Raw genomic sequence first — 16,177 nt, 5'->3', positions numbered from 1 at the left:
CAATTTTTTTTCATAAATTCTTAATTATTATAATTAATATCCAGAGTTTTGTTGAATATTAGGATTTGCATTAATTTCATCCAATGGAATTGGTAATGTAAATCTGTAATCACTAGCAGGTAATGTAAGTGGTAATGTCTTGTTATCATCATCATAAACATCTCTGTCAATACCTACTCCAGCTGCAACCCCCATTCTTTTTAAGTCTACATAACGATGTCCTTCCAAACACAATTCCCTTCTTCTTTCTAAAAGAATATCTGCGTATGCTTGCTGTGCCCCAGAGTAAGAAGGCATAGGCGAAGCACCGTTTTTAGACCTAGCTTTTCGTACTTTATTAATGTTATCTGCAGCAGTTACCCAATCACCTTGATTTGCAGCTACTTCAGCTAAAATAAAGTACATTTCTGATAATCTGAACATCTTAATGTCATTTCTCAATTGCATGGTAGCACTTGCAAGGCTACCAGATTTTCCCGGATATTTGTTAATTACAATTACGTCATCCTCTCTGGCATTTGCTCCGTTAGGATAAAATGCATCAAATGCACTTGTAGCATCTACAAAAAACATCACGACGAATATCCCCCGCTGTAGATATTTGCCCATTAATAAGGGAAAATAATTTTCTACTCATATCAAAGTTAACAGATCCATTAATATCCGTAGAATTTGTCGTCCACAATCCTGCTATATTAGACCAAGAACCCGTGGAACTGTTTGGTCTATATAAAGACCAAAGAATTTCACCTCTTGAAGTATCTGCCCACATGTTAGAATATGTAGTACCTGACGCTAAAGCTAAACCACTAGTATTAATAGCTGCTTCAGCATTAAGTTTTGCATTAGCATTATCACCTTTATAATTATAATACCTTGCAGCAATTGCATTAATTGATGCTTTTTTTATCAAAATAATGTTGGGCAGAAACTCCTGTAGAAACAGCGTTTCCGTTAAAAATTCGTAAGCGCAAATTGCAAATCTGATTCAATCAAAGCAAATATTTCAGAGTTTTTCACTCTTGGCAACTTAGTAGTAAAAATGTCTGCTGGCTCAGTGCTAAGCATTACTCCTAATGCATTTGGGTCTTTCATATTTGAAGAAAAGTAAGATTCCAGTGTAATATAAGCATATGCTCTTAAGGCTCTGGCATTTACTAAGACTCCGGTATACAATGCTTTATTAGGAGTAGATAGTGAGTTATAGTCAATCAAAGTGCTTCCTTTTAAAAGAATATTTACTTTATTGATAATGTTATAGTTACTTGCCCAAATACCTGAGACCTGACTTGTTGTAGAATTAAGAACAAATCTGTGAGTTAAAATATCTGAAGTACTTACACTACTCGGCCCATATCCAACTTCATCTGTAAATAACGAAGTAAAAAAGATCTCACTTGTTGGATTTACAGCCGGATAAACGCTTCCATTAAGAAACTTCTGCATATCTTCTACCGACTGAAAGGCAACATTTGCATCATTAATCTCTCCATCCTGGACAATTTCTAGTGCATCATTACATGACGTCAGCACTAAGAAAAACGATAATATATATAATATTTTTTTTCATTTTAATAATTTTTAGAAATCAATTTTCACCCCTACTGTATACATTCTTGGGTTAGGATATACACTTAAATTTGATCCTGTAAGTGGCTCAGGATCGAAACCTCTCCATTTTGTCCATGTATAAAGATTTTCTCCTTGTACATATATTCTAAGTCCCGTAATTGGAAGGTTCTGTAATTGTTCTTTTTTAAGTTGATATCCTATTGTAACGGATCTAACTTTTAAGAAAGATGCATCTTTAAGAAAATAATCAGAGTCTGCTGTATATCCCCAGTTTGTAGCTCTTAAGCTTGGAATATCAGCATTTGAATTTTCAGGAGTCCACGCACCCAATAGGTCTGTTGACATGTTTGAAGAGCCAACAGCACTCGAGCCTAGTCCTTCAGGATTAGCTAACCAATAAAGCGCATTATCAAACTTCTTAACTCCTTTTTGGAATGTGAATAACCCATCAAAGAAAAACCCTTTATAATTAGTTTCGAAACCAAAACTCCCCGCATACTTAGGAATCGGGCTTACATCCAGAAATTGTGCGTCTTCCACTTTCGGTGCTTCTGTAACCCCTCCATCTTTAGTATAGAACAATAAGTTACCGTTACTCTTATTAACCCCTGCATACTTATATACATACCATTCATTTAAAGTATGTCCAGCCATATTAACCGTTGAACCTGGTTCCGGATCTCCGAAAATTGTATAGTCATTAACTTTATTATTATTATAGGAGCCATTAGCAAAAATGCTTAATGTAAGATCGTTAGTTCTTATAACATTATAACGTAAACCTAATTCAATCCCTTTATTAGTCATTGACCCATTATTTCCTGAAACACTATAAGAGCCTGAAACACCTGAAATTGGAATTGTACTAAATAGGTTTGTTGTTTTCTTTTGGTACACATCAAGGGTACCTTCTAATTTATTATTAAGCAATGTAAAATCTAATCCAATGTTTGCCTGAGCAACATCTTCCCACTGTACTAACGGATTTCCATAAGCAAAACCTAATCCAAGAGCATTACCATATCCTGTAGGAGAAGTATACAAATCTCTTACAACCTGGCTTGCCGTTAATAGTGGGTTAGAACCTGGAGCTGCAGCAATAATATTCTGGTTACCATTTGTTCCATAAGAAGCTCTTAGCTTAAGAGTACTGAATGTAGAACCTTCCATGAAGCTTTCTTTGTCAATATTCCATCTACCTGCTACAGACCAATACGTTGCCCATCTGTTTTCTCCAACAAATCGGTAAGATGCATCTCTTCTTAATGTACCACTAAAACCAAATCTTCCAGCATAATCATAGTTAACAGTTCCAAAAACTGCTACAGTTCCTGCTGTAACTCTTGAAGCACTTACAGAAGGGATATAAGGAGATGTTGCCGAGTTATCAAATGGCACATAACCTGTACCTGATCCCGGTACATAAGTCCTTGGATCTAATCCGTTTTGTCTTCTTGTTGTTGATCTATAATATACTTTATTATATTCCATATTAACAGAAGCATCTACAGAGTGTTCACCTGTTTTTCCGCTATATAAAGCTGAAATCACGTTATTGATCGTTAAATCTCTTGTCGTTGTTTGATCTTCGTTACCGGTATATTTTGCATTTCCTTGTGTTGCCAAAGCCAGATAGGCCCAAGGAGCCCTACCAGAAATCCTGTCTCCTTGTCTGTAATCAATACCTAGTTTATTACTTAAAGTGAAGTTTTTTGTAATATTATAAGATGCCCCTAAGTTAGCTCCAATAGATATCTGATCTACAAAATTTGGAAGGTTTCCTCTGGTTAAAAGATTTTGTAGTACGTAGATATTATTTCCATTGTTAAAATTAGTTCCAATTGAGTTAAATAACTCCTGTCCGTTTGCATATTTAGTTGGGGACAAATATGGCAAACCTTGAAGAACTCCAAGAAGTGGATTCTGCACAGAGTTGTTTCTGATTCCGGTATTGGTTTCTTCATTTAATTCATTTCTTCTTGAGAATGCAAGAGCAATCTGAGAATTAACATTTAGTTTATTATCCTTAGATTTAGCCTGAATATTTGATCTAACAGTAAACCTCTTAAAATCTGTAGTCGGTACAGCTCCCCCTTGCTCCATATAACCAAAAGAGTTATAAGAAGACACATTAGCTCCCCCTGTTGAAATTGCCACATCATGTGATTGAAACAATTCAGGTTTGAAAAAATATTTTGACCAGTCAGTACTTATTCCAGCTTCTTTAGCTTTTTGCGCTGTTCTATAGTTGTCTGAGTTGGTTTCATTATAACCATACAATCTCATAATTCCCATATACTCTTCAGTATTGGCTAGATTATATTTATCAAGTGGTCTTAGGGACATCCCTGTCATCCCTGTATAAGAAAGCTTAAATCCACTATTATATTTACCTCTTTTTGTTCTGATAACAACAACTCCATTCGCTCCACGGTTACCATATATAGCAGTTGCTGCAGCATCTTTCAGAATAGTTGTTGACTCAATATCATTAGGGTTCAAATTTCTATATTCTGAAGCATTTGATGGAATATCATCGATAACGATCAATGCATCTGTATTACCATTAATAGAACTCGTCCCACGAATCAATAAGCTAAACTTAGCAGAACCTGGACTACCAGACCCTCCGTTCATAATCACTCCTGGTGCCGAACCTTGTAAAGAAGTTAACATATTGACATTTGGTCTATTCTCAAAGAATACCTCACCAACAGTATTAGAAGCAACAGTCGATTTAGGTTTTGTAATAGTTTTTGAATACCCTAACAAAACTACTTCATCAATTGATGTTTCCTTTTTTACCGTGTCCCTTTTTTTTAGTTGTTGTCTGCTGCTGCGCAATAACCATTCCTCCAAAGAAAAATAGCGCACCAGCACTCAATACACGTAGTTTAACATTCATATTAACAAATTTTAATATATTTTAATAGGCAAATATGTTAATAAATATTAATATTCACAAATTAAACCATTGTTTAAGCACTCCTTTTTTTTAACATTATAAATGAAAAATACAAAAAATAAACAAGATTCAATAATGATAGACAATTTTTATTTAATAAAATATATTTTTTCCATGAAAATGTACATAAATAGCCGATTGTCAATAATGCAAAAAATATTATTTAGAACTATTATAAATTGCGAAAGTATAAAAAATAAAAAAACCACTTCATAAAAAAAGTGGTTTTCACATATTTAGGATATAATTTACCGTATTATTATTTCAGTTTTTTCTTAACTGCAACTTCTTCGTAAACTTCAAGAATATCTCCAATTTCAATATCGTTATAGCCCTTCAGGTTCAGACCACATTCATAACCTTTTGTTACTTCCTTCACATCATCTTTAAAACGCTTCAAACTTTCCAGCTCACCGTCAAATTTAACGATACCGTCTCTCAATACTCTCACTTTGGAATTTCTTGTCACTTTACCCGAAAGAACCATACATCCTGCAATTGTACCTACTTTAGAGATTTTGAACACCTCTCTGATTTCCACATTACCAATTACCTGTTCTTTAATTTCAGGAGAAAGCATTCCTTCCATCGCTTCTTTTACTTCTTCAATAGCAGCATAGATTACCGAATATGTTCTGATTTCGATCTCTTCTCTATCAGCTAAGTCTTTAGCATTCGCACCAGCCCTTACATTAAATCCGATAATAATCGCATCGGATGCAGCAGCCAGGTTAACATCAGATTCCGTAATCTGACCAACTCCTTTATGGAGGATGTTCACATTGATCTCAGCAGTAGATAATCTTTGCAACTGATCAGACAATGCTTCAACAGATCCATCCACATCACCTTTCAGAATAATGTTCAATTCTTTGAAATCACCTAAGGCAATCCTTCTACCTAATTCTTCTAATGTGGTATGCTTCTTAGTTCTGATCGAAAGCTCTCTCTGAAGCTGCTCTCTCTTGTTGGCAATAGATTTCGCCTCACTTTCGTCAGCATATACTTTAAATTTATCACCTGCAGTAGGAGCTCCGTCGAGTCCTAAGATGGTAACCGGAATTGAAGGACCTGCTTCCTTAAGGTTTCTTCCCCTTTCATCAAGCATTGCTTTTACCTTACCATGATTTTTACCGGCAAGAACATAATCCCCTACTCTTAAAGTACCTGTTTGTACTAACATTGTAGATACATATCCTCTTCCTTTATCTAATGATGCTTCAATAACAACTCCTTGAGCATTTCTGTTAGGATTAGCCTTTAATTCTAACATTTCTGCCTGAAGAAGAACCTTCTCTAACAACAATTCCACATTATTACCAAACTTAGCAGAAATTTCCTGGGACTGAACATTTCCACCCCATTCTTCTACCAGAATATTCATTCCGGAAAGCTGTTGACGGATATTATCCGGATTAGCATTTGGTTTATCAACCTTGTTCAATGCGATGATCATCGGTACACCTGCTGCCTGGGCGTGAGAAATTGCCTCTTTCGTTTGTGGCATTACATCGTCGTCGGCTGCAATTACGATAATTGCAATATCCGTAATCTGGGCACCTCTGGCCCTCATCGCTGTAAAGGCCTCGTGACCCGGTGTATCTAAGAATGTAATCCTCTGACCATTTTCAAGTTTCACATTATAAGCACCGATGTGTTGTGTGATACCTCCTGATTCTCCAGCAATTACATTTGTTTTTCTGATATAGTCAAGTAATGATGTCTTACCATGATCTACGTGACCCATTACAGTAACAATCGGAGCTCTTGATACCAGGTCCTCTTCACTGTCGATTTCATCTTCACTATCATTTTCTTCAAGATCAGCATCCGAGAATTCAATTTTATAACCGAATTCGTCAGCTACTAATAATAAGGTATCAGCTTCCAGCCTCTGGTTCATGGTAACCATTACCCCAAGAGAGAAACATGCAGAAATCACTTCTGTTGGAGAAACATTCATTAAGCTCGCTAATTCTCCTACTGTAATGAATTCTGTAACTTTCAGGGTTCTGTCTTGAGCCTCCAGCTCTTGCTGACGCTCATCCTGCTCTCTACGGAAAGTTCTTTTATCTTTTCTGTGTTTTGCAGATTTAGATTTACCTCCTTTATTGGTAAGTTTTTCTAAGGTTTCTTTGATCTGGTTTTTAACTTGTTCATCCGTTAATTCAACCGGCATCACTCTTTGACCAGGTCTGTTGTTTTGGCCTCCTTTCTTAAATCCACCACCTTGGCCACCCTGACGGTTTCCTCCCTGGTTATTTCCGAAACGGTTTCCGCCTTGACCACCCTGGCCTTGAGGACGGTTCCCCTGACCGCCTTGTCCCTGACGGTTTCCACCTTGGCCACCATTATTATGCTGACGGTTTCCCTGGCCTTGTCCGCCTTGGGTATTTCCTGAGTTTTGATTATTCCCCTGGCCCTGTTGGTTATTTTGACCAGGCTTTTCTATTCTCTTTCTTTTTTTCTTTGCACCAGCACCTGGCTTTGGAGCAAACTGAGTCAAATCAATTTTTTCACCAACAATTTTAGGGCCATCAAGTTTTTGATAAACAGTCTCAATTTTTTGAGGCTCTTGAGTCTCAGATTCAGCTTCCGCTTTTGGGGCTTCTATTTTTTTCTCTTCTACCACTGGTTTTGGAGTTTCTTTTACAGGTTCTACTACCGGTTTTTCTTCTTTGGCCTCCTCCATTTTTGGCTTGTCTTTCTTTGCAGGTCTATTTCTAGATTCTATCTGAGACAAATCAATCTTATCCAAAACTTTAAATTCCTGCTTTTCAGGGGCTGCCTTTACCTCCGGTTCTTCTTTCACTATTTCTTCTTTCTTTTCTTCAACCGGTGCTGCCACAGGAGCTGCAGGAGCTTCTTCAACTTCAGGGGTCTTAGGTTCCAAATCTATTTTACCTAAAATCTTAGTTTCTGGTTTGTTAGCTTTAGCTCTTATCACTTCAGGGGTTTTCTTTTCCTCAATTTCCAGCTTTTCTTCCGGAACTTTCGTAATCACCACCTCATGGGAAGCCTTTCGCTGTTCGCCATCCTTAGCAAACTCAGCCTCCAATGCAGAATATGCCGCTTCTTCCAATTGAGCGTTAGGATTGCTTTCAACCTCAAATCCCCTGGATTGTAAAAATTCTACTAACCTGGACATCGAAATGTTGAATTCCTTAACCGCTTTATTTAATCTAATTTTTGGCATCTATATTATTTACTATTTTTTTAATTCTTAAAATTAAAGTATTTCTTTTTTACTGTTTATTAAAATTTATTTAAAATTTTAATCTTCAAATTCTTCTCTCAAAATACGTTTCACCTCTTCAATAGTTTCTTCTTCAAGGTCCACCATATTTAAAAGACTTTCGGTTTCTTTATCCAATACCGATTTTGCAGTAGTAAGTCCTACTTTCTTAAATTCATCCAAAATCCACTGCTCGATATCATCGTTGAATTCTTTCAATTCAACATCATCATCTTCGCTGGACTCTCTGTACACATCAATTTCATATCCTGTCAACCAAGAAGCCAGTCTGATATTCTGACCTTGTTTTCCGATTACTTTAGAAATTTCTTCAACCGGAGTATACACCAATGCATAATTAGTCTCCTCATTGATCTCAATTTTGTTAATAGTAACATTTCCTAAAGCTCTCTTCACCAAGATCTCAGGGTTTTTAGACCACTGAATAACATCGATGTTTTCATTTCTCAACTCTCTTACAACTCCATGAATTCTGGATCCTTTAACTCCCACACAAGCTCCTACAGGATCAATTCTGTCATCATAAGCATCTACTGCAATTTTTGCCTTTTCTCCTGGGATTCTTACTACCTTTTTAAGGATAATGGTTCCGTCCTGGATTTCAGGAATTTCCAGCTCCAATAATTTCTCAAGGAATTTAGGGGCAGTTCTGGAAATAATAATCTGTGGTTTAGAACCTTTAAAGTCTACTGTCTCAACAATAGCTCTGATATTTTCACCTTTTTTAAAGAAATCGGATGGGATCTGGTTTTCTTTTGGCAAGATAAATTCATTTCCTTCATCATCCAATAATATCACATGCTTATGACGGATATGATGAATTTCTCCTACTACAATCTCCCCGATTTTATCTCTGAATTGCTCATATAGCATTGCATTATTGTGTTCCTGAAGTTTTGTAGCAAGGATTTGCTTCAATGTAAGGATATTTCTTCTTCCTAACTGTGCAACAGGAATTTCCATTGTAAAGTCCTCACCTACTTCGAAAGTAGGGTCAATCTTCTTTGCTTCAGAAATTTCAATTTCCAAATCATCATCCTCAGACATTTCATCCTCTACAATTGTTTTATTTAAAAATATCTGAAAATCTCCTTTATCCGGGTTTACAATCACATCAAAATGATCATCTGAATCGAATCTTTTTCTTAAAAGTGTTTTCAGTGAATCTTCAATAATTGCCATAAGATCAATCTTACTGATCCCTTTTTCGTCTTTAAAATCACCAAAGGATTCAATCAACGCTATATTATCCATCTATTCTTTTTTCTTTTTAAAATTTAATTACTACTAATGCTTTCTTAATCTCAGAGTAAGGAATTTCTTTTTCCTCCTCCACATCTACCTTTCCTTTTCCGATATCTTTCGGTTTCCGGTAGCGTAAAATAAGTGTGATCTTATCATCATCTACTTTCGACAATTCCCCTTCAATCTTAGAAGAATCTTCCAGCATCACCTCAATCTCTCTTCCTATATTCTTATTGAATTGCCTTGGAGTGGATAATGGCTCGCTTAATCCGGCAGACATTACCTGAAGGCTGAAATCATGCTCTTCACGATCCATATTGAATTCTATAGCACGGCTTGCGTCAAGACAATCCTGCAAAGAAACTCCGTTATCACCATCTAAAATCACTGTAATATCATCCCCTGCAGAAATTTTAAGATCAATAAGAAACAGATCTTTTCTGGTCTCAAGGAATTCATTTAATAATTCTTCAATTCTTTTTCTAAACTCCATATAATTTATCTTGATTTACAGTACGAAAAAAAGGCTTTCTTCCGAAGCCTTCCCATTTTTTCCGTAAATCCATTGCAAATATACGCTTTTTTTTCTAAAAATGCAAAATTTATCTTAGTATCAAGTAAATAGAGAGAATTTCTTTTACAATAAATTAAAGAAGCAAGTGAAAGTATTTTTATTATTTTTGTCTTGAATTTAAAAAACAAACATTTTGAATATAACGATTGTAGGAACAGGTTATGTGGGATTAGTTACAGGTACTACCCTTGCAGAACTTGGCAATTCAGTATACTGTGTTGATATTGATGAAAAAAAAGTAGAAGGTATGAAAAACGGCATCGTTCCCATTTATGAGCCGAACCTTGAAGAAATGTTCCTAAGAAACATTCAGTCTGAAAGATTATTTTTTACTACCAATTTAAAAGAGGCTTTAGATAAAAGTGAAGTTATTTATCTGGCTTTACCTACACCTCCCGGAGAAGATGGTTCGGCAGATCTCTCTTATGTCTTAAAAGTTGCCAACGATATCGGAGAAATGATGACCGAATACAAGGTTGTTGTCAACAAAAGTACCGTCCCTGTAGGTACAGCAGACAGAGTAAGAGAAACAATATCTTCTAAAACCGACATCCCTTTTGATGTGGTATCTAACCCTGAATTTTTAAGGGAAGGCTTTGCGGTGGAAGATTCTATGAACCCATCAAGAGTGGTGGTAGGTGCAAGCTCCGACAGAGCAAAGGATATTATGTCTAAAATTTATCAGCCATTCACCAATACCGGAATTCCTATCATATTCATGGATGAAAAATCTTCTGAACTTACCAAATATGCCTCTAATTCATTCTTAGCAGTAAAGATTACTTTTATGAATGAAATTGCCAATTATTGCGAAAAAGTAGGTGCAGATGTAGATAAGGTGAGACTCGGAATGGGAAGTGACGACAGAATTGGTCATCGTTTTTTATTTCCCGGAATCGGGTATGGAGGAAGCTGTTTTCCTAAAGATGTAAAAGCTTTGATTAAATCTGGAAAGCAGGAAAATTTTGATTTTCAGATTCTGGAAGCCACAGAAAAAGTAAATACTTCCCAGAAAGTCATTTTGGTTTCTGAAATTGAAAAATATTTTGGGGGAAGCCTCACAGGTAAAAAAAATTGCCATATGGGGACTTGCTTTCAAAGCCAACACAGACGATATTCGTGAAGCGTCATCTTTAGACAATATCAATCTGCTATTAGAAAAAGGCGCGGAAATTGTAGCATATGATTCCATTGCTGAAAACAATGTACAAAAGCTTCTTGGCGATAAAATTCAATATGCTAAGGGCATGTACGATGCCTTGGAAGAGGCAGATGCTTTATTGATCGCTACAGAATGGCCGGAATTTAAAAACCCGAATTTCGATCTTATCGCGAAAAAGATGAAAAATAAGGCTATTTTTGACGGCAGAAATATGTATCCGCTTGAAATCCCGGAGCAAAATGGATTTTATTATAAAAGTATAGGTAGAAAGACAATCTCAAAATAAATGAAAAATATTATTATTACAGGAGGAGCAGGATTTATCGGATCACATGTTGTAAGAGAATTTGTAAAAAACAATCCGGACAGTACCATCATCAATCTTGATGCTCTTACCTACGCAGGAAATTTGGAAAACCTGAAAGACATCGAAAATGAGCCTAACTACATTTTTGAAAAAGCAGATATTACCAAGCCAGAAGAGCTGAGAAGAGTTTTTGAAAAATATAATCCGGACGCTGTTGTACATCTGGCCGCTGAAAGCCACGTAGACAGAAGTATTACAGACCCGATGGCATTTATCAATACCAATGTAAACGGCACAGCTAATCTTCTTAATCTTTGTAAAGAATTCTGGACATTGAATCCTGATCATACCCATGGAAGATTCCCGGATGAAAAAAGAACGAACCTCTTCTATCATGTTTCTACTGATGAAGTATATGGAAGTTTAGGAGAAACAGGATTTTTCCTGGAAACAACACCTTATGACCCGCAATCTCCTTACTCAGCATCAAAAGCAGCTTCCGACCATTTGGTAAGAGCATATGGAAACACATATGGAATGCCATTTATTGTATCCAACTGTTCAAACAACTATGGACCAAACCACTTTCCGGAAAAATTGATTCCATTGTGTATTTCCAATATCATCAATGAAAAACCTTTACCTATCTATGGTGATGGTAAATATACAAGAGACTGGTTATTTGTCATTGATCACGCCAGAGCAATTCATCAGATCTTTAATGAAGCAAAAACCGGGGAAACTTATAATATCGGAGGTTTTAACGAGTGGCAAAACATTGATCTGGTAAAAGAATTAATAAAGCAAATGGATGCTAAACTAGGGAAACCCGAAGGATATTCTGAAAAGCTGATCGCATTTGTAAAAGACAGGCCTGGTCATGATAAACGTTATGCCATTGATGCAACCAAACTAAATAAAGATTTAGGATGGAAACCATCTGTAACCTTTGAAGAAGGATTGGGTAAAACTATTGACTGGTATCTTGAAAATAAAGAATGGCTGGAAAATGTAACCAGCGGAGATTATCAAAAATATTACGAAAAGCAATACAATTAATCTACATGAGGTATATTTTTTCATTACTTTTTATAATATCTTCTTCTTTTGCCGGAGCACAGGATTTACCCTCTCCTCCGGCAATGGCCAACTCATCCCAACAGAAATTAATCGATGAATTTATAGAAGTTGCTCATTATAAAAAAAGCATTGATTAATTATGCCAAAGATTATCTTGAACGTAAAATGTTCGATTATAATGTAAATCCCCCCAAGGAATTACTCACCAAAGAACAAGTTCAATCAATCATCAGCAATTTTAATTTTGATGATTTTAAAATTTCATTATATAGTTCATTTTCTTTTATTTCAGAAAAAAGCCTAAAAGAGATGATTAGGTTTTACAGAAGTATTGGCGGCCAATTATCAAAAGACAATTCTGCTCTTTTGATGACTCCTGCTATTGACTTAAATATTAAAAATCAAATGGACTATGCAATAGAGAATACCAAATAATAAAAAGATGAAAGGAATAATACTAGCCGGAGGTTCCGGAACAAGACTTTACCCCCTAACTATTGCTGTAAGCAAGCAGCTTATGCCTGTTTATGACAAACCCATGATTTACTATCCGCTTTCCACGCTTCTTTTAGCCGGAATAAAAGATATATTAATTATCACTACCCCACACGATCAGCCGGGATTTATAAAGCTTTTGGGGGATGGGTCCCAGATTGGATGCAATATAGAATATGTAATACAGCCAAGTCCTGACGGACTTGCACAGGCCTTTATCCTGGGAGAGCAGTTTATCGGTAATGATTCAGCGGCTCTTGTTTTGGGTGATAATATCTTCTATGGCTCCGAGATGGGAACATTATTAAAAAACAAAACCAATCCGGATGGTGGTGTTGTTTTTGCCTACCATGTAGCAGACCCTGAAAGATACGGAGTGGTAGATTTTGATGATAATTTTAAAGCTGTTTCTATTGAGGAAAAACCTCTGAATCCAAAATCCAATTATGCTGTTCCCGGATTATATTTTTACGACAATGAGGTAGTAGAAATTGCTAAAAATATTCAGCCCTCAGCAAGGGGTGAGCTTGAGATTACAGATGTCAACAATGTTTATTTAAATAGAGGAAAATTAGAAGTAGGAGTACTGGACAGAGGTACAGCCTGGCTGGATACAGGAACATTTGATTCTTTACACGATGCCTCAGAATTTGTAAGTGTGATTGAAAAGAGACAGGGGTTCAAAATCGGATGTATTGAAGAAATTGCTTTCAGAAATCAATTCATTACTGAAGAGAAATTACTGGAAACAGCTACCAAGTATGGAAAAAGCGGATATGGTGAATATCTGAAAAAACTCGTCAACAAATAGTAATATAATTAATAATTTCCATAAACTATTGGCCCTATGGTCAATAGTTTTTTGTTCATAACAACAAATATTAATATATTAGTCCATATTTTCAGTTTATATGAACATGTATTCACAAACTACAAAATAAGAATTAATTATTATAAATTTGTAAAAACTTACACAGATGAATGACCCACACCAAAAGTGGACCGAAACGATTGAAGCCAATCATTCTTTATTTGACTTAAAGCTCAAGGAAGTATGGAGGTATAAAGATCTTATTTACATGTTTGTCAAAAGAGACTTTATATCAAGTTTTAAACAAACTATTTTAGGACCGATCTGGTTTTTTATTAATCCCATCTTTACAACGATTACCTACTTGATCATCTTCGGAAGATTTGCCAAGCTTCCTACAGATGGAGCTCCCGGGGTTATATTTTACCTTGCCGGAGTTACTTTATGGAATTATTTTTCAGGAGCATTACTTGGAACTTCAGCCACATTTACAGGGAATTCCAATATTTTCGGCAAAGTATATTTTCCAAGATTAGTTACTCCTATTTCTATTGTCATTTCAAATCTAATGCGTTTGAGTGTGCAATTTCTATTATTTCTTATCGTCTGGATCTATTATGTTTTTAATAATGAAATTTCCCCTAACTGGTGGGTTTTAGCTACTCCATTCTTACTAATCCTTATGGCTCTGTTTGCCTTAGGTGTGGGAATGATTTTTTCAGCATTGACTACGAAATATAAGGATCTAAGCATGTTATTAGCTTTCGGCATTACATTGTATATGTATGCGACTCCGGTTATTTATCCCGTATCTATGCTTCCCGGATATTTCAAAAAGCTGGCAAAGTTTAATCCTCTCACAGGTATTTTTGAATGCTTCAAATATGGATGGCTGGGAGTTGGAGACTTTTCTCCCGTAATGTTGGTTGCCAGCACAATTATTATTTTACTCCTTCTTGTTGTGGGAGTAATAACTTTTAACAAGGTTGAAAAAACATTTATGGACACGGTATAAATACCATTGTACATAAAAAAAACACTTGAGTAAAAATTTAAAACATTAAAACATGCTAGCTTTAAAGGCAGAAAACATATCAAAACAGTATCGTCTGGGTGAGGTCGGAACAGGTACTCTATCCCATGACCTCAACAGATTCTGGCATAGAGTAAGAGGTAAGGAAGATCCATATCTGAAAATAGGTGAGGCCAACGATAGAACCTCCAAAGGTAATTCTGATTATGTCTGGTCACTTCGTGATGTTAATTTTGAAATAGAACAGGGTGATGCCGTAGGAATTATTGGCAGAAACGGTGCTGGAAAATCAACACTCTTGAAACTTTTAAGTAAGGTAACCAAGCCTACCACCGGAAAAATATATACTAATGGAAGAATTGCTTCATTATTGGAGGTAGGAACAGGGTTTCATCCTGAAATGACCGGCCGTGAAAATGTATTTTTGAACGGCGCCATTCTGGGAATGACCAGAAAAGAAATCAAACGTAAATTCGATGAAATTGTAGATTTTTCAGGTGTTGAAAGATATATCGATACTCCTGTAAAGAGATATTCTTCAGGAATGTATGTGCGGCTGGCTTTTGCTGTGGCTGCACATTTAGAATCCGAAATCCTGATTGTAGATGAAGTTTTAGCTGTGGGAGATTCAGAATTCCAGAAAAAAATGTTTGGCTAAAAATGTCTGACGTCACTAATGATCAAGGTAGAACAATATTGTTTGTAAGTCATAATATGACCGCTATAAAATCTCTATGCAATCAAGGAATTGTAATGTCAAACGGAAATATTATCTATAATGGTACAACAGATAAAGCATTAAGTGTCTACAATGGTGATAAGCAATCGTTTGGTAACAGCGTAATATTAGGTGACCATAAGGATTTTAAAAACGATCTTTTTGAACTCAATAGCATTTCTTTAGTGGATGAAAATTTACAAACTAATGAAGCTGATTTTAAAGAGGATCAGAAATTTAACCTTCTCACCGACATTACGATAAAAGATAACAGCAACGATTACCACCTTTCCTATATCGTAAAAAATTTCAATAATGATATTCTCTTTACGATGAGCAATTTCAATAAGGTTTCGTTACAACCCGGCAACAATAAACTTTTATGTGATATTCCCAAAGAATTCTTAAATGTCGGGGAATATGTTCTTAGCCTGTATATTATAAGAAATATTCATGAAAGTGTTTTACATGAAGAAGACTTATTAACATTCAGAATAAGTGAGAAAGGTAAAGAATTAGGAGAATGGTTGGGAATAGAACCTGGATTTATTAAAACTAGCTTCCAATGGCAACTGTTATAGAAAAACTCGTTTCATATATTAAAAGTAACAAATCTCTTTCCAGTTATTTTAAGAAGACAGTATACAACTACAAATACAGTCCTGCATCTCAGATAGTTACCATAAAGAACATTGAAAAATGTAAAGAAAATATTGTTCAAACGCTATATAACAAAACTATTTTTAAAAATTATTTACCAAAATCTTTAAATGGTGTCGAACATTATATTCAAACTTCTACCCCAGAGATTTCGATTTATCTATTTAAGAATGCCATTATTGATATTCACTCCTCCGCAGTTTTACTTGGTAAACAATTGATAGCCTATAGAAGCAAAAATGAAAGATTCAACGAAGGTTTTGTAACGGCACATGACAGTAAAAAACGCTAAAGTAGAC

General features: G+C 35.6%; 14 protein-coding genes and 2 pseudogenes. 8 read left to right on the top strand and 8 right to left on the bottom strand.

What is annotated here, in order from left to right:
* Positions 1-33: 33 nt before the first annotated feature.
* The 8 genes from HX13_RS23740 to rimP form a co-directional block, all read right to left on the bottom strand.
* Positions 34-573, bottom strand: coding sequence for a RagB/SusD family nutrient uptake outer membrane protein (locus tag HX13_RS23740; RefSeq protein WP_050020532.1), 540 nt, complete (start codon positions 571-573; stop codon positions 34-36).
* A complete protein-coding gene (locus HX13_RS23735; protein WP_050020531.1) occupies positions 542-913 on the bottom strand; it encodes a hypothetical protein in 372 nt (123 codons plus the stop codon). Before HX13_RS23735 ends, HX13_RS23740 begins: the two co-directional genes overlap by 32 nt.
* Positions 914-954: 41 nt before the next feature.
* On the bottom strand, positions 955-1,533 hold the full coding sequence (locus HX13_RS23730) for a RagB/SusD family nutrient uptake outer membrane protein (RefSeq protein ID WP_050020530.1): 579 nt from the start codon (positions 1,531-1,533) through the stop codon (positions 955-957).
* Positions 1,534-1,581: 48 nt separating this feature from the next.
* Entirely contained in the window at positions 1,582-4,344 is a 2,763-nt protein-coding gene (locus HX13_RS07120) for a SusC/RagA family TonB-linked outer membrane protein (protein ID WP_185113598.1), read from the bottom strand.
* Positions 4,345-4,354: 10 nt separating this feature from the next.
* Positions 4,355-4,477 (bottom strand): hypothetical protein, encoded by a 123-nt coding sequence (locus tag HX13_RS25425; protein ID WP_262483512.1) that lies wholly within the window; start codon positions 4,475-4,477, stop codon positions 4,355-4,357.
* 319 nt (positions 4,478-4,796) lie between these two features.
* Positions 4,797-7,733: a translation initiation factor IF-2 gene (gene infB / locus HX13_RS07115; protein ID WP_050020528.1), complete on the bottom strand. Its 2,937-nt coding sequence runs from the start codon at positions 7,731-7,733 to the stop codon at positions 4,797-4,799.
* A gap of 78 nt (positions 7,734-7,811) precedes the next feature.
* Positions 7,812-9,047: a transcription termination factor NusA gene (gene nusA / locus HX13_RS07110; RefSeq protein WP_002982960.1), complete on the bottom strand. Its 1,236-nt coding sequence runs from the start codon at positions 9,045-9,047 to the stop codon at positions 7,812-7,814.
* Positions 9,048-9,063: 16 nt separating this feature from the next.
* On the bottom strand, positions 9,064-9,531 hold the full coding sequence (rimP, locus tag HX13_RS07105; RefSeq protein ID WP_050020527.1) for a ribosome assembly cofactor RimP: 468 nt from the start codon (positions 9,529-9,531) through the stop codon (positions 9,064-9,066).
* Positions 9,532-9,745: 214 nt separating this feature from the next.
* Here rimP and HX13_RS07100 point away from each other — a divergent pair.
* The 8 genes and pseudogenes from HX13_RS07100 (at position 9,746) to HX13_RS07070 (ending at position 16,170) form a co-directional block, all read left to right on the top strand.
* Positions 9,746-11,060: pseudogene (locus HX13_RS07100) on the top strand (UDP-glucose dehydrogenase family protein).
* A complete protein-coding gene (gene rfbB / locus HX13_RS07095) occupies positions 11,061-12,140 on the top strand; it encodes a dTDP-glucose 4,6-dehydratase (protein ID WP_050020526.1) in 1,080 nt (359 codons plus the stop codon).
* A gap of 5 nt (positions 12,141-12,145) precedes the next feature.
* Complete coding sequence (locus HX13_RS23725; RefSeq protein WP_238555137.1) at positions 12,146-12,298, top strand: hypothetical protein; 153 nt, start codon at positions 12,146-12,148, stop codon at positions 12,296-12,298.
* Positions 12,291-12,596 carry a hypothetical protein gene (locus HX13_RS07090; RefSeq protein ID WP_238555136.1) on the top strand — a complete coding sequence of 102 codons (306 nt, stop codon included), beginning with the start codon at positions 12,291-12,293 and terminating at the stop codon, positions 12,594-12,596. The genes HX13_RS23725 and HX13_RS07090 overlap by 8 nt, the downstream gene beginning before the upstream one ends.
* A gap of 7 nt (positions 12,597-12,603) precedes the next feature.
* Positions 12,604-13,467: a glucose-1-phosphate thymidylyltransferase RfbA gene (gene rfbA, locus HX13_RS07085; protein ID WP_050020525.1), complete on the top strand. Its 864-nt coding sequence runs from the start codon at positions 12,604-12,606 to the stop codon at positions 13,465-13,467.
* Between the two features lie 166 nt (positions 13,468-13,633).
* Positions 13,634-14,482 (top strand): ABC transporter permease, encoded by an 849-nt coding sequence (locus HX13_RS07080; protein WP_050020524.1) that lies wholly within the window; start codon positions 13,634-13,636, stop codon positions 14,480-14,482.
* Between the two features lie 52 nt (positions 14,483-14,534).
* A pseudogene (locus HX13_RS07075) lies at positions 14,535-15,799 on the top strand (ABC transporter ATP-binding protein).
* Positions 15,784-16,170 (top strand): hypothetical protein, encoded by a 387-nt coding sequence (locus HX13_RS07070; RefSeq protein ID WP_050020523.1) that lies wholly within the window; start codon positions 15,784-15,786, stop codon positions 16,168-16,170. The pseudogene HX13_RS07075 and the gene HX13_RS07070 overlap by 16 nt, the downstream one beginning before the upstream one ends.
* Positions 16,171-16,177 lie beyond the last annotated feature (7 nt).

This window comes from Chryseobacterium sp. P1-3 (assembly GCF_000738495.1).
GTDB classification, from domain to species: Bacteria; Bacteroidota; Bacteroidia; order Flavobacteriales; family Weeksellaceae; genus Chryseobacterium; species Chryseobacterium gallinarum.
This window is presented reverse-complemented; position numbering and strand designations above follow the sequence as displayed.

Excerpts from the sequence above, each read along its gene's own strand:
- rimP (WP_050020527.1), bottom strand. The coding sequence starts at position 9,531 with ATGGAGTTTAGAAAAAGAATTGAAGAATTATTAAATGAATTCCTTGAG.
- rfbB (WP_050020526.1), top strand. The coding sequence starts at position 11,061 with ATGAAAAATATTATTATTACAGGAGGAGCAGGATTTATCGGATCACAT.
- HX13_RS07080 (WP_050020524.1), top strand. The coding sequence starts at position 13,634 with ATGAATGACCCACACCAAAAGTGGACCGAAACGATTGAAGCCAATCAT.
- nusA (WP_002982960.1), bottom strand. The coding sequence starts at position 9,047 with ATGGATAATATAGCGTTGATTGAATCCTTTGGTGATTTTAAAGACGAA.
- HX13_RS07070 (WP_050020523.1), top strand. The coding sequence starts at position 15,784 with ATGGCAACTGTTATAGAAAAACTCGTTTCATATATTAAAAGTAACAAA.
- rfbA (WP_050020525.1), top strand. The coding sequence starts at position 12,604 with ATGAAAGGAATAATACTAGCCGGAGGTTCCGGAACAAGACTTTACCCC.
- HX13_RS25425 (WP_262483512.1), bottom strand. The coding sequence starts at position 4,477 with ATGAATGTTAAACTACGTGTATTGAGTGCTGGTGCGCTATTTTTCTTT.
- infB (WP_050020528.1), bottom strand. The coding sequence starts at position 7,733 with ATGCCAAAAATTAGATTAAATAAAGCGGTTAAGGAATTCAACATTTCG.
- HX13_RS23740 (WP_050020532.1), bottom strand. The coding sequence starts at position 573 with ATGTTTTTTGTAGATGCTACAAGTGCATTTGATGCATTTTATCCTAAC.
- HX13_RS23725 (WP_238555137.1), top strand. The coding sequence starts at position 12,146 with ATGAGGTATATTTTTTCATTACTTTTTATAATATCTTCTTCTTTTGCC.